At 70.9% G+C, this 13043-nt stretch carries 14 protein-coding genes; 10 read left to right on the forward strand and 4 right to left on the reverse strand.

Annotation, left to right across the window (positions count from 1 at the left end):
* Window positions 1-124 precede the first annotated feature (124 nt).
* On the forward strand, window positions 125-262 hold the full coding sequence (locus ABTX78_RS26790) for an SPW_0924 family protein (RefSeq protein ID WP_352209345.1): 138 nt from the start codon (window positions 125-127) through the stop codon (window positions 260-262).
* A 13-nt stretch (window positions 263-275) separates the two neighbouring features.
* Window positions 276-1265, forward strand: a complete 990-nt coding sequence (gene pgfA / locus ABTX78_RS26795) for a cell envelope lipid trafficking protein PgfA (protein WP_352209346.1) — start codon at window positions 276-278, stop codon at window positions 1263-1265.
* A 6-nt stretch (window positions 1266-1271) separates the two neighbouring features.
* Here pgfA and hrpB read toward each other — a convergent pair whose 3' ends face one another.
* Together hrpB and ABTX78_RS26805 are read right to left on the reverse strand one after the other, a co-directional pair.
* Window positions 1272-3824: an ATP-dependent helicase HrpB gene (gene hrpB, locus ABTX78_RS26800; protein ID WP_352209347.1), complete on the reverse strand. Its 2553-nt coding sequence runs from the start codon at window positions 3822-3824 to the stop codon at window positions 1272-1274.
* Entirely contained in the window at window positions 3821-4642 is an 822-nt protein-coding gene (locus tag ABTX78_RS26805; protein WP_352209348.1) for a class I SAM-dependent methyltransferase, read from the reverse strand. Before ABTX78_RS26805 ends, hrpB begins: the two co-directional genes overlap by 4 nt.
* Window positions 4643-5005: 363 nt before the next feature.
* On the opposite strand from ABTX78_RS26805, the gene rpsA reads away from it, so the two are divergent.
* A complete protein-coding gene (rpsA, locus tag ABTX78_RS26810) occupies window positions 5006-6508 on the forward strand; it encodes a 30S ribosomal protein S1 (protein ID WP_313946974.1) in 1503 nt (500 codons plus the stop codon).
* Window positions 6509-6694: 186 nt separating this feature from the next.
* Here the strand turns inward: rpsA and ABTX78_RS26815 are convergent, their stop codons facing one another.
* The gene (locus ABTX78_RS26815; protein ID WP_352209349.1) at window positions 6695-7654 is read right to left on the reverse strand and encodes a right-handed parallel beta-helix repeat-containing protein; all 960 of its coding nucleotides are present in this window, start codon (window positions 7652-7654) and stop codon (window positions 6695-6697) included.
* 233 nt (window positions 7655-7887) lie between these two features.
* Here ABTX78_RS26815 and ABTX78_RS26820 point away from each other — a divergent pair, with 233 nt between their 5' ends.
* The 4 genes from ABTX78_RS26820 to ABTX78_RS26835 all read left to right on the forward strand — a co-directional run bounded on the left by ABTX78_RS26820 (window position 7888) and on the right by ABTX78_RS26835 (window position 10519).
* The gene (locus tag ABTX78_RS26820) at window positions 7888-8826 is read left to right on the forward strand and encodes a PAC2 family protein (protein ID WP_352209350.1); all 939 of its coding nucleotides are present in this window, start codon (window positions 7888-7890) and stop codon (window positions 8824-8826) included.
* A gap of 109 nt (window positions 8827-8935) precedes the next feature.
* Entirely contained in the window at window positions 8936-9544 is a 609-nt protein-coding gene (gene coaE, locus ABTX78_RS26825; RefSeq protein ID WP_352209351.1) for a dephospho-CoA kinase, read from the forward strand.
* A gap of 125 nt (window positions 9545-9669) precedes the next feature.
* Entirely contained in the window at window positions 9670-10041 is a 372-nt protein-coding gene (locus ABTX78_RS26830; protein WP_352209352.1) for a DUF3592 domain-containing protein, read from the forward strand.
* Window positions 10042-10150: 109 nt separating this feature from the next.
* Window positions 10151-10519: a tetratricopeptide repeat protein gene (locus tag ABTX78_RS26835; protein ID WP_352209353.1), complete on the forward strand. Its 369-nt coding sequence runs from the start codon at window positions 10151-10153 to the stop codon at window positions 10517-10519.
* Window positions 10520-10545: 26 nt separating this feature from the next.
* On the opposite strand, the gene ABTX78_RS26840 is transcribed toward ABTX78_RS26835, so the two are convergent.
* On the reverse strand, window positions 10546-10803 hold the full coding sequence (locus ABTX78_RS26840; RefSeq protein WP_352209369.1) for a DUF6343 family protein: 258 nt from the start codon (window positions 10801-10803) through the stop codon (window positions 10546-10548).
* Window positions 10804-10964: 161 nt separating this feature from the next.
* Here ABTX78_RS26840 and ABTX78_RS26845 point away from each other — a divergent pair, with 161 nt between their 5' ends.
* From ABTX78_RS26845 to ABTX78_RS26855, 3 genes are all read left to right on the forward strand, one after another.
* Entirely contained in the window at window positions 10965-11879 is a 915-nt protein-coding gene (locus ABTX78_RS26845; protein ID WP_352209354.1) for an acyltransferase domain-containing protein, read from the forward strand.
* A gap of 136 nt (window positions 11880-12015) precedes the next feature.
* On the forward strand, window positions 12016-12465 hold the full coding sequence (locus tag ABTX78_RS26850; RefSeq protein ID WP_352209355.1) for a DoxX family protein: 450 nt from the start codon (window positions 12016-12018) through the stop codon (window positions 12463-12465).
* Between the two features lie 282 nt (window positions 12466-12747).
* A partial coding sequence (locus ABTX78_RS26855) for an SPFH domain-containing protein (protein WP_352209356.1) occupies window positions 12748-13043 on the forward strand: 296 nt, incomplete at its 3' end.

Genomic DNA, 13043 nt, shown 5'->3' on the forward strand with positions numbered 1-13043 from the left:
TTTGCCACCGCTCGGCAGAGGGGCGGTGCTACGTGTTCTCATCTCGCGGCCGGATTGCTACGGTGCCCCCGTTCTGACGCTGTATCAGATTCCGAGTGGGTCCCGAAGCCCCGGGAGGCCGAGCATGCGCGCACTGGTCGCCGCCGCCATCGGGCTGGCAGCCGCCCTCACCCTCGTCCTCACGGTCACGGCGATGGGGGCGCCCCCGGGCGAGACCTCCCCGAAGCCGCTGCTGACCACCGTCCCCGGCCCCAAGAAGTAGGGAGGGCCGGACCATGCGCCGCCGCGCCGGCCTCGTACTCCTCGCCCTCGCCGTCTTCTTCGCCGCCCTCTCGCCGCTGCTGCGCTGGTACGCCTTTCCGCGCCTCGCCAAGGTCCCGCCGGGCCAGTACCAGGAGATGGTGCTGGAGGCGAAGCCCGCGACCCTTCTCGACTACGGCTCCCTCCAGGCGAAGGAGGTCGAGAAGGTCACCATCGTGCAGACCCTCAAGGGCAACGTGGAGGAGTCCGAGCGGATCGAGCGCAGCGCCGGCCGCGATGTCGTCGTCTGGGACTCGCTCTCCTATGTCCAGGGCCCCGACGGCGCGATGGTCTCCGCGATCCCCGAGCGGTACATCTTCGACGCCCACAGCCAGGCACCCGTCCACGCCACCGGCGAGGCGGTCGACGGGGAGGCGGTGCGGCGCGAGGGCATCGAGTTCAAATGGCCCTTCCTCACCGAGAAACGGGACTACGAGTACTTCGACGCGCAGACGAGGACGTCCGCGCCCATCCACTTCAAGGGGACCAGGACCTTCCGTGGCCTGGACGTCTACTACTTCGAGCAGACGATCCCGTGGACGAAGGTGCCGTACCCGAAGAAGATGCCCATCCCCGGTGTCGACGCGAGCACCCTGGAGAAGCAGACCGGAACCTCCCGCTGGTACACCACCAAACGCATGTTCTGGGTCGACCCGGTCACCGGCGCGCCCGTCAACGGCGAGGAGATCCACCAGGAGGAGCTGCGCGGCGGCACACTGCTGGGCGGCCGGGAGAAGGTGACCGCCTTCTCCGGTCATGTGAAGATGCGCCCCGACTACGTCGACCACACGGTCGCCCTCGTCACGTCCCAGCGGCGGCTGGTGCTCCTCATGACCTCGTATCTGCCGTGGGGCTTCCTGGTCCTCGGCGGCGGACTCCTCGCCCTCGCCCTGGTGCTGGAGGCCCGCAGCCGCCGGCCGCGGGAGCCCTCGGCGGAACGGGAGCCGGAGGCCGTCGGCGCCTGAGACCCGTCAGCCCCGGCTCTCCCGGTCCTGACGCGCCTTCGTGTACCGGGTCGGCTCCGCGGCCGAAGGGTCCTGCGGCCAGGGGTGCTTGGGGTAGCGGCCGCGCAGTTCGGCCCGCACGGCCGCGTATCCGTCCTTCCAGAAAGACGCCAGGTCGGCGGTGACCGCGGCGGGACGGCCCGCGGGCGAGAGCAGATGGACGAGGACCGGCACGCCCGCGACACGCGGTGTCTCGCGCAGCCCGAACAGTTCCTGGAGCTTCACCGCGAGGACGGGCTGCGCACCCCCGTACGCGACACGGATCCGCGAGCCGCTCGGCACCTCGATGCGCTCCGGCGCGAGTTCGTCGAGCCGGGAGGCCTCACCGCTCGCCCAGGGCAGCAGCCGCTGCAACGCCTGACCCGCCGGAAGACGTCCCAGATCGGATCGCCGGCGGGCGCGCGACAGTTCGGGTTCCAGCCATTCGCCGGCGCGGTCCAGCAGCGCCGTGTCCGACACGTCCGGCCAGGGGTCGCCGAGCTGCCGGTGCACAAAGGCGAGCCGTTCGCGCAGCCCTTCCGCGTCCCGCGTCCAGTGCAGCAGACCGAGGCCTTCTCGGCGCAGTCCGTCGAGCAGGGCGGCCCGCACGAGCGCGGGGTCCGGGTTCCTGAGGGCGCGGGCGGACAGCTCGATCGCCCCGAGCCGCCGGACGTCCCGCGCGACGACGTCGCCGTTCTCCCAGTGGACCTCCTCACCGTCGGCGCGGAGGTGGGCCGCGGCCCTGCGGGCGATGTCCTCGTCGACGACTGCGGCGAGGCGTACGCGGGCCGAGGCGGCCGCGGACGGACGGTCGGCCACCGCGACCGCCAGCCAACCGGACGTCCGCAGGCGTGATTCCGCCGCGAGTTCCGCTCCGGTCCCCGAAGCCATCAGAAGGCCGCCCTCGCCGCGGGCCTGGGCGACGCGTTCGGGAAACGCGAGCGCCGTCACGAGCCCGGCGACGGCGTCCTCCCCTTGGCCGCCCTGGCCGCCCTGGCTCCCCTTGCCCCGGTCATGGCCGGGGCCGCCCGCTCCCGCCAGCGACGACTCCAGCCGCCGGGCCTCGGAGGTCCACCGGCCCGCATACGCGTCGCCGCCGCGCCGCGCCGTGCGCCAGGCCGCCGCCAGATCGTCCCCGTACTCCCGTGGCGGCTCCTCGCTCAGCAACGCCACCACCTCCGCCGCCCGGCGCGCGCCCACCTCCGGCGCCCCGTCCAGAAGCGCCCGCGCCAGCCGGGGGTGGACGCCGATGCGGGACAGCGTGCTGCCTCGCCGCGTCGCCCGGCCCTCCGCGTCCACCGCGCCGATCGCGGACAGCACCGAGCGCGCCGCCGACATCGCACCGGCCGGCGGCTGGTCCAGCAGGGCGAGCCCGGCGGCGGACGGGTCTCCCCAGCACGCCGTCTGCAACGCGAAAGCCGTCAGATCCGCGACCTTGATCTCGGGGGAGGGGAAGCGGACCAGCCGGCCGTCCTCCGCCTCGGACCAGCAGCGGTACACCGTGCCCGGAGCCTCCCGGCCGGCGCGGCCCGCCCTTTGACGGGCCGCCGCCTGCGAGACGCGGACCGTGGTGAGCGCGCTCAGTCCTCGCGCGTGGTCCATGCGCGGCTCGCGCGCGAGACCGGCGTCCACGACGGTCCGGACCCCCGGCACCGTCAGGCTCGATTCGGCCACCGAGGTGGCCAGCACCACCCGCCGGACGCCCGCCGAGCCCGCCAGCACCGCGTCCTGCACCGCCGCCGGAGCGCGTCCGTGGACCTGGAGGACCTCCGCGTCCACGCCGCCCAGCTGACCGGCGACCCTGCCGATCTCCCCGACCCCGGGCAGGAAGCACAGGACGTCCCCGCTCTGCTCGGCCAGCGCCCGCCGGATCACCGACGCCACATGCGTCAGCAGCGCGGGATCCACCCGCATGCCGTGCGGCGGCCGCACCGGCCGCGCCGGAGGGGCCCACACCACCTGAACCGGATGCGTGGTGCCCCGCGCCTCGACCACCGGGGCGTCGCCGAGCAGCCGCGCCCAGCCCTCGGCATCGGTGGTCGCCGACGCCGCCACGAGCTTCAGTTCCGGCCGCAGCGCGGCCCGTACGTCCAGGACGAACGCGGCCACCGTGTCCGCGTCGAGATGCCGCTCGTGGCACTCGTCGAGGATCACCACGTCGACTCCGGCCAGCTCCTGGTCACGCTGCAACCGCTGGAGCAGCACACCGGTGGTCACCACCTCGACGACCGTTTCGGCGGAGACCACCCGCTCCCCGCGGACCGTGAAGCCGACTCTCTTCCCCACCCGCTCGCCGAGCAGCCAGGCCATGCGCCGCGCCGCCGCCCGGGCCGCGATCCGCCGCGGCTCGGCGACCACGACCCGCGCGCCACGCCCGGTGAGCACGAGCGGTACGAGCGTTGTCTTGCCCGTGCCGGGAGGAGCGCACAGCACCGCGGAGCCGTGTGTGTCGAGCGCCTGCTCCAGCGCCGGCAGCGCCGTACGCACCGGCAGCCGCTCCGCCTCCCCCTTCCGTATACCGAGCCCGCCCTCCCCGCTCACGCCCGCTCGCAGACGAAGATGGCCGTCCCCGGGATCAGGTTCCCGCGCAGCGGGGACCAGCCGCCCCACTCCTGGCTGTTCCAGGCCGGCCACTCCGGTTCGACGAGGTCCACCAGCCGGAAACCGCCCGCGACCACGTCCCGCACCCGGTCGCCGAGCGTCCGGTGGTGCTCGACGTAGACCGCGCGGCCCGTCTCGTCCTGCTCGACGTACGGGGTGCGGTCGAAGTACGACGCGGCCACGCTCAGGCCCTCGGGGCCCGGCTCGTCCGGGAACGCCCAGCGCACGGGGTGCGTGACGGAGAAGACCCAGCGCCCGCCGGGCCGCAGCACCCGGTGGAGCTCGGTGAACACCTGCACCGGGTCGGCCACGAACGGCACCGCCCCGTAGGCGGAACAGGCCAGATCGAAGGAGCCGTCGGCGAAGGGCAGCGCCGTCGCGTCCGCTTCCACCAGGGGAATGCCGCCGCCGATCCGCAGGGCGTGCTGGAGCTGGCGGTGCGAGAGGTCGAGCGCCACGGGGCGCGCGCCCTGCGCCGCCAGCCAGCGCGAGCACTGCGCCGCGCCCGCGCCGATCTCGAGAACGTCCAGGCCCTCCAACGAGGAGACGGGGCCGAGCAGGCCGGCCTCCGCCTCGTCGAGCCCTTCCGGTCCCCAGACGAAATGGTCGTCACCGAGAAACGCGCCGTGCTCGCTCTGGTACTCGTCGGCGTGGCGGTCCCACCACCCGCGACTGGCCCGGCTGCTCTCCGTGTTCCCGGCGTCACGCCGGGTGGCTTCCGGTTCTGGATCCTGGAGGTCGCTCAGGTCTTGGATCATTTCCACCGTCGTTGTAGTTTGCGTTCAGCGCGGCAAGGGGCGGCCGTTGTGGCCTCCGCAAACATTAGTTGTGCCGGGATTGGGGTGATCCGCCCCGGGTGTGCGCCTTCGCGCATTGACCGCCTCCGGCTGCCCCCGTATGCTACAAGTTGCGCTGCGGGCCTGCGCGCCTCAGACGGAGCAGGTCGCGCTCGCATCTGTATGTATGTCCCCTCGGTTCACGAGGCGCCCCCGAGGCGTGTTCTCCGGAACGGCCACCCCGGGTCGGCGTTTCCAAGGCTGTCCGGCTTCTGCAGCTGCGATACGGGTTCTCGGCGTAGCAGTACCTACGACTTCAATGTCCGCACCGGAGCCTTTTCCCACATGACGAGCAGCACCGAGACCACCGCAACCACCCCGCAGGTAGCGGTCAACGACATCGGTAACGAGGAAGCCTTCCTCGCCGCGATCGACGAAACGATCAAGTACTTCAACGACGGCGACATCGTCGACGGCGTCATCGTGAAGGTCGACCGGGACGAGGTCCTGCTCGACATCGGTTACAAGACCGAAGGTGTCATCCCGAGCCGCGAGCTCTCGATCAAGCACGACGTCGACCCCAATGAGGTCGTCAAGGTCGGCGACGAGATCGAGGCCCTTGTTCTCCAGAAGGAGGACAAGGAAGGCCGCCTGATCCTCTCGAAGAAGCGCGCCCAGTACGAGCGGGCGTGGGGCACCATCGAGAAGATCAAGGAAGAGGACGGCATCGTCACCGGTACCGTCATCGAGGTCGTCAAGGGTGGTCTCATCCTCGACATCGGCCTCCGCGGCTTCCTCCCGGCCTCCCTGGTCGAGATGCGCCGTGTTCGCGACCTCCAGCCCTACGTGGGCAAGGAGCTCGAGGCCAAGATCATCGAGCTGGACAAGAACCGCAACAACGTGGTCCTGTCCCGCCGTGCCTGGCTGGAGCAGACCCAGTCCGAGGTCCGCCAGACCTTCCTCACGACCCTCCAGAAGGGTCAGGTCCGTTCCGGCGTCGTCTCCTCGATCGTCAACTTCGGTGCCTTCGTGGACCTGGGTGGCGTCGACGGTCTGGTTCACGTCTCCGAGCTCTCCTGGAAGCACATCGACCACCCCTCCGAGGTTGTCGAGGTCGGCCAGGAAGTCACCGTCGAGGTTCTCGACGTCGACATGGACCGCGAGCGCGTCTCCCTGTCGCTCAAGGCGACGCAGGAAGACCCGTGGCAGCAGTTCGCCCGTACGCACCAGATCGGGCAGGTTGTTCCCGGTAAGGTCACCAAGCTCGTTCCCTTCGGTGCGTTCGTGCGCGTCGACGAGGGCATCGAGGGTCTGGTCCACATCTCCGAGCTGGCCGAGCGCCACGTGGAGATCCCGGAGCAGGTCGTCCAGGTCAACGACGAGATCTTCGTCAAGGTCATCGACATCGACCTCGAGCGCCGCCGCATCAGCCTCTCGCTGAAGCAGGCCAACGAGTCCTTCGGTGCCGACCCGGCCTCGGTCGAGTTCGACCCGACCCTGTACGGCATGGCCGCGTCCTACGACGACCAGGGCAACTACATCTACCCCGAGGGCTTCGACCCCGAGACCAACGACTGGCTCGAGGGCTTCGAGACCCAGCGCGAGGCGTGGGAGGGCCAGTACGCCGAGGCGCAGCAGCGCTTCGAGCAGCACCAGGCCCAGGTCATCAAGTCCCGCGAGGCCGACGAGGCCGCCGCTGCCGAGGGTGGCACCGCCGCTCCGGCCGCTGCGCCCGCCGGTGGCAGTGGCGGTTCGTACTCCTCGGAGTCGGACGACAACTCCGGCGCCCTGGCGTCGGACGAGGCGCTTGCCGCCCTCCGCGAGAAGCTGGCCGGCGGCCAGAGCTGACGCTCTGCCGGCTGACTGACAGCTGACAGCGAGGCCCGCTCCCTTCGGGGGGCGGGCCTTGCTCGTTGTGTGGGGGTTCGTCGGGCCGAGTGGAGCCGGCCGCCGTCCTGCGGTGTCGGGGAGCGGGCCGCCGCCCTGGGGTGCTCGGAGCCGGCCCTCTCGGCGGTTGCGCGCGAGGCGGTTGCCTCAGGGGGTGACGGGGATGTTCGTCAGCCCCTTGCCTCCGGTGACGGTGTTGTCCGCGTACACCGTGGTCCGGCAGGTGGCGGTGTCCTTGGTGACGTTGATGGCGAGCTGCTTGTCCCCGGTGGCCCCGCGCAGATCGGACCGGTTGCCGCGAAAGACGGTGCCGCAGCCCCAGCCGCTCTGCTGGGTGTGGGTCTCGAAGCCGTTATTGGTGGTGTTCTTGCCGATGTTGTTCTCGACGAGGACCTGATTGCCCTTCACGTCGACCCAGGAGTCGTCGAAGTTGGCGCCGGTCAGTCCGCGGCCGTCGAAGGTGTTCCCGATGATCTTCGCTCCGGTGGTCCCCTCCTTGATGTCGACGGCCTCACCGCCGACATCGGGGCCGATGGTGTTGCCGAGGATCTGTGCGTTGTCGCTCTTGTCGGAGGTCCCGCCGGCCGAGCCCACATAGACGCCCTCGCCCATGCCCCGGCCGTCGTTGCCCGTGTCGTAGATACGCGAGTTCTTGATGACGCCGTTGCGGCTGGACTTGCGGAAGTGCACGCCCTCCATGTCCAGGCCGTGCACCGTCACCGAGTCGATCACGACTCCGTCGGCGGTGTCGGCCATGATCCCCTTCTGGCCGCCGGTGACGGTGACGCCTCTGACGGTCCAGTAGGAGGCGCCGTCGAGGTGCAGTCCGTAGCCGCCGCCGGCCGTGAGGACGGCCCTCGGCGAGCCGGTCAGGGTGATACGGGCGGAGGCCGTACCTGCCGTGGTGGCCTTGAAGTTCCCGGTGTAGGTGCCGTCGGCGAGCTGGAGGGTGTCCCCGGGGCGGGCGGCGGTCAGCGCGGCCTTCAGTTGAGCCGCCGTGGTCACATGGACGACCGCGGCTGCCGTCGCCGGTGTGGCCAGCAGGGAGAGGGTGCCGGTCGCCAGCACGCCGGCGAGCAGGGCGGGGAGCATCGTTCGAGTACGCATCCGGGGATTCGCCTTCCCGTGGAGATTATGTATCTGAACATCGGACGAGTTTCTGAACCGTCGCGGTGCTCGGTGACGGTAGGGACGGGCCGGGGGCATGTCAAGGTCCGGACCTGGAACGATCATGGGAGCCCTGAACTGGGGCCCGGTCCGGCGGTGTTCGTCGCGTGCCGGGGGAATGCCGGGGAGTCACGCTGTGTTGTGACAGGAGAACACGAGGAGGAGCGGTGATCGTGGTGGATCCGCAGGGTTTGTACGAATGGGAGCCGAAGGGTCTCGCGGTCGTCGACATGGCGCTCGCGCAGGAGTCCGCAGGCATGGTCATGCTGTACCACTTCGACGGATACATCGACGCGGGTGAGACCGGCGACCAGATCGTCGAGACGCTGCTCGAAACGCTGCCCCACCAGGTGGTGGCGCGGTTCGACCACGACAGGCTGGTGGACTACCGGGCCCGGCGCCCGCTGCTGACGTTCAAGCGCGACCGCTGGTCCGACTACGAGACGCCCAGCATCGATGTGCGCCTCGTGCAGGACGCCACCGGCGCACCCTTCCTCCTGCTGTCGGGCCCGGAGCCCGACGTCGAGTGGGAACGCTTCGCGGCGGCGGTGGAGCAGATCGTCGAGCGCCTCGGCGTACGTCTCGCGGTCAACTTCCACGGCATCCCGATGGGCGTTCCGCACACCCGCCCCGTCGGTCTGACACCGCACGGCAACCGCACCGACCTCATGCCGGGCCACCGCAGCCCCTTCGACGAGGCGCAGGTCCCGGGCAGTGCGGAGGCGCTGGTCGAGTACCGGCTGATGGAAGCCGGCCACGACGTCCTCGGCGTCGCCGCACACGTCCCGCACTACGTGGCCCGCTCGTCCTATCCGGATGCCGCGCTCACCGCGCTGGAAGCGATCACGGCCGCCACCGGTCTGGTGCTGCCCGGCATCGCGCACACGCTGCGCACCGAGGCCCACCGCACGCAGAACGAGATCGAGCGCCAGATCGGCGAGGGCGACGAGGAACTGGTCACCCTGGTCCAGGGGCTTGAGCACCAGTTCGACGCGATGGCGGGCGCGGAGACGCGCGGCAGCCTGGTCGCCGAGGCGGTGGAACTGCCGTCGGCGGACGAGATCGGCCGCGAATTCGAGCGCTTCCTCGCGGAGCGCGAGGGCGACGCGTAGAGAGGCGTGGTGCGAGGCGTGGTGGCCCGGGGCTGAGGGTTCGACGGGCGGCCCGAGCGGGTCTGGGGCCCGACGCGGTGCGCAGGAGGCGGGGTCTAAGCTGCGGCTCATGCTGAAGGTGGGCCTGACCGGCGGAATCGGCGCCGGCAAGAGCGAAGTCTCCCGTCTCCTCGCCTCGTACGGCGCGGTCCTCATCGACGCCGACAAGATCGCCCGCGAGGTCGTCGAACCCGGAACGCCCGGGCTCGCGGCCGTCGTGGAGGCATTCGGCCCCGGGATCCTGACCGCAGACGGAACCCTTGACCGGCCCGCGCTCGGTTCCATCGTCTTCGCCGACCCGGAGCGGCTGGCGACGCTCAACGCGATCGTGCATCCCCTGGTCGGAGCGCGCTCCCAGGAGCTGGAGAAGACGGCCGGACCGGACGCGGTGGTCGTCCACGACGTACCGCTGCTCACCGAGAACGAACTGGCCCCGCTCTACGACCTGGTGATCGTCGTGGACGCCGCACCCGGGACGCAGCTGGACCGGCTGGTCAGGCTGCGTGGGATGGCCGAGTCCGAGGCGCGGGCGCGGATGTCGGCGCAGGCCGCCCGTGAGCAGCGCCTCGCCATCGCCGATCTGGTCGTCGACAACGACGGGCCGCTGGAGGACCTGGAACCGCAGGTGCGCGAGGTCTGGGCGGAACTGACCCGCCGGGCCGCGGCGGACGCTCCGTAGGGGTCGGCGTCCGGGCCGGTCCTCCGCCCTCCGCGCTCCGCCGGATCCCTCGTCGGGCCGCACCATCCGTCAGGCATGGGTCAAGGCTCCACCGGATGTGCGGCGCCGCACGTAGCATCGAAGCGGTGCACATCGTTTTCGCCACGCTCACCGTGCTGGGCGGGCTGGTCGCCGCCCTCGCCGGCGGACACGGCCTGCGGCAGACCCGCCGGATCACCGGCGACGGCCACCTCGTCATGGCGCTGGTGAAGCAGCCGTCCCGGGATGCGCAGCGGCCGCTCCTGGAATTCAAGACCCGGGACGGCCGGGTGATGGAGATCGTCTCGCCGGTCGCCGAACTGACCGTGGGCACATCCGTCGGAGTCTCCTACGACCCCCGTGACCCGCGCGACGTGGTGGTCGACGGACACCGGCGGACGGGTGTCGACCGGGGGTTCGTGATCGTCGGCCTGTTGCTCATGGTGATCGGGCTGGTGCTCGCGGTCTCCGGTCTCTGACGCCCGCGGGCGTCCCGGTCGTCAGGGTGCGCCGCCTCCCGGGCATCCGATCGGAATACCGCTGCCGGGTCCCGTGTTGCAAACGTGGAGCGAGGGGAAGGATGCGACCGTGCCCGAAAGCAACCCGGAGACGCACGTCATCGACTACCGGGCGGCTGAGCAGTTGCTCGCCGCCAGGGATCCGCGTGGAGCCGTGAAGCTGCTGGACTCGGTGATCGCGGCCCACCCCGAGAACACGGCGGCCCGTCTGCTGCGCGCCCGCGCCTTCTTCGCCGCCGCCCAACTGCGCCCTGCCGAGCTCGAGTTCGAGCTGGTCCTGGAGCGCGAGCCGGACAACGCCTTCGCCCACTTCGCCCTGGCCCGCACCTTCGAGCGTGCGGGCCGCCCGGAACAGGCCATGCGCCACTTCCGCCTGGCCGCGGCGCTGGAGCCCAAGCCGGAGTATCTGAGGGCGGCCCGCTTCGACGCGGACGCGTGACCGTCCGCCCGTCGACTCCGCGGCGGTCAGCCGCGGTCCGGTTCGTACGGGGGGACATCACGACCCGGCTGGTAGTGCGGGCCCTGACGGATGTGGCGTACGACCAGGACCATGTCCACCAGCACGATCACCAGCAGCGCTCCGCACGCCGCGGCCCAGCCGGGGCGGGAGGCGAGAGCGAAGGCGACCATCCCGCCGGCCGTCCAGAGCAGGCCCCACACACTCAGCCAGAACCGCATCCGCAGCGGACTGCGTGCAGTGCTCGGTTCACTCCCGGTACGCATGGCCATCCCATCTCCCCTTCCAGCATGCACCCACGGCGTTCCACCGGACACGTCGGATACGCCGGCGGGATCCGTCCGGCTGCCCGCATCCTGAGAGGTACGGATCCGGAGTCGCCCGGACCCGTACCGCGCCCGACCGACCCGAGGGGGAGGAGCCGCCGGTGACAGGCGCTCTGGCGGAACTGCCGGCGGAGGAGGAGCTGGCGGGCGAACTGCTGGACCTGGCCGTCCCGCACGAGGACATCAACGAACTCCTTGCCCAGCGCGGCCGTATGGCGACCGACCCCGGCCTGTGTCGGATGCTGGAGGCGGGTGTCCGGGACATGGTGGAGGGCATGGGGAGGTTCGACGGTGGCGGGGACCTGCCACGTCCCGAGGACTCCGGCCCGCTCGGCCGCTGCTTCCCCGTCTACGTGTTCGTCGCGACCCTGCCGTACGTCCGGGCCTATCACCGCAAACGCTCCGTCCCGGAGGCCGTCTCCCGGCACACCCTCGCCGACCTCGGCCGTCAGATGGCCGTCCACCGCAGGAGGCACGGCGTCGGAGGGCTGCCGATACCGGGCTGGCTCGGACTGCACTTCCGCGGTGAGCTCTACCAGTTGGGCCGGCTCCAGTTCGAACGCAGCCGTCTGAGCCGGCGTACCGGGGAAGCGGTGAGCGCGGCCGGACTGCCCCTCGGACCCGGCGACCCCGTTCTGAGCCTGCACATCCCCGATTTCCTCGGGCCGCTCACGCCCGCGTCCTGCGACCGCTCGCTCGCTCTGGCCAGGGACTTCTTCCCACGGCACTTCCCCGAGGAGACGTACCGGGTCGCCGACTGCCACTCGTGGCTGCTCGACCCGCAGCTCGCCGCCCATCTGCCGCGGGAATCCCACATCCGCCGCTTCCAGGACCGCTTCCGGACCGCCTACGAGGAGAAGGACGCCGATGACAGCGGACCGGTCGGCTTCGTGTTCGGCGACCCCGACCTGGCGGCCGCCGACCTGCCACGGCGCACCTCGCTGGAGCGGGCGATCGGCGATCATCTGCGGGCGGGCCACCACTGGTACGGCGGACACGGCTGGTTCGAGCTCTGAGCAAGCAGCGTGCACCGGCGGCGAATTGAAGAAAATCGAAGAGTTCTGAAAGAGGGGCCCGCGAGCGATGAGTCCGCGGGGCCAGCCCGGTCTACCTCCCGAGAGCACCGCAGAGCCTTTACCGGAGGAGACCACCATGTCCGCGACGACCGCCGCCACCACCACGAACACCGCCGCCACCACCGCGAACGGAACGCGACTGAGCCGCCGCGCGAACATCGCCACGCTCACGCTCCAGATCGTGCTCGCTCTCTTCATGGCCGTCCCCAGCGCGGGCCCCAAGCTCGTCGGTCACTCCTCCGCCGCGGAGTCCTTCGACAAGATCGGGTTCGGCGACTGGTTCATGTACCTCACGGGCGGCCTGGAGCTGGCCGGTGCGATCGCCCTGGTCATCCCCATCCTGTCCGGGGCGTCCGCCATGGCGTTCATGGGTCTGATGACCGGCGCGTTCATCACTCAGGTGACCGTGTTCGACGGTCAGTACGCGATCACCCCCGTCATCCTGTTCTTCGTCTTCGCCGTCATCGCCTGGGCGCGCCGTCACAAGACGGCGGAGCTGGTCGCGCTGGTCCGCGAACGCACCTGACGGCGCCGGGCGTCCGCGCTCCGGCCGTCGGGATCTCCACCGCAGTCAGGAAAGGCCGCACCCGCCGAGGGTGCGGCCTTCCTGCGTCCGGGGCGGGCGCCGGTGGGCTGTCGTTCCGGGGCGTGTCGTGGCGTGGCGGTCCCGGGGCGTTTGCCGGTGAGTGGCGGTTCCCGGGCGTCTGCGGATGTGCGGCGGAGGGGAGGCGCCCGACGCTCGACCGACGGGGCATTTCGGGCATATCGTGGTAATGGACATCCGGCTCGGACGGTAGGGGGTGCCCTGATGGTCGAGGAGCTGGTGATTGCGGGCGTGTCGGTCGTGTCGGCAGCCGTGGTGTACACAGTGGCCGCCGCGCGGGTGGTCAAGCAGTACGAGCGGGGCGTGGTCTTCCGCCTCGGCCGTCTTCATGGAAGCGAGCGCGGCCCGGGATTCACTCTGATAGTCCCGGGTGTGGACCGGCTCCGTAAGGTCAATATGCAGATTGTGACGATGCCGGTTCCCGCGCAGGACGGCATCACGCGGGACAATGTGACGGTCCGGGTCGACGCGGTGATCTATTTCAAGGTGATCGACCCTTC

Origin of the sequence: Streptomyces sp. NPDC096193 (assembly GCF_040302905.1) — a bacterium.
Classification (GTDB): Bacteria; Actinomycetota; Actinomycetes; order Streptomycetales; family Streptomycetaceae; genus Streptomyces.

Coding starts and splice junctions, on each gene's coding strand:
- pgfA (WP_352209346.1), top strand. CDS start 276: ATGCGCCGCCGCGCCGGCCTCGTACTCCTCGCCCTCGCCGTCTTCTTC.
- ABTX78_RS26850 (WP_352209355.1), top strand. CDS start 12,016: ATGTCCGCGACGACCGCCGCCACCACCACGAACACCGCCGCCACCACC.
- coaE (WP_352209351.1), top strand. CDS start 8,936: ATGCTGAAGGTGGGCCTGACCGGCGGAATCGGCGCCGGCAAGAGCGAA.
- rpsA (WP_313946974.1), top strand. CDS start 5,006: ATGACGAGCAGCACCGAGACCACCGCAACCACCCCGCAGGTAGCGGTC.
- ABTX78_RS26805 (WP_352209348.1), bottom strand. CDS start 4,642: ATGATCCAAGACCTGAGCGACCTCCAGGATCCAGAACCGGAAGCCACC.
- ABTX78_RS26840 (WP_352209369.1), bottom strand. CDS start 10,803: ATGCGTACCGGGAGTGAACCGAGCACTGCACGCAGTCCGCTGCGGATG.
- ABTX78_RS26790 (WP_352209345.1), top strand. CDS start 125: ATGCGCGCACTGGTCGCCGCCGCCATCGGGCTGGCAGCCGCCCTCACC.
- ABTX78_RS26815 (WP_352209349.1), bottom strand. CDS start 7,654: ATGCGTACTCGAACGATGCTCCCCGCCCTGCTCGCCGGCGTGCTGGCG.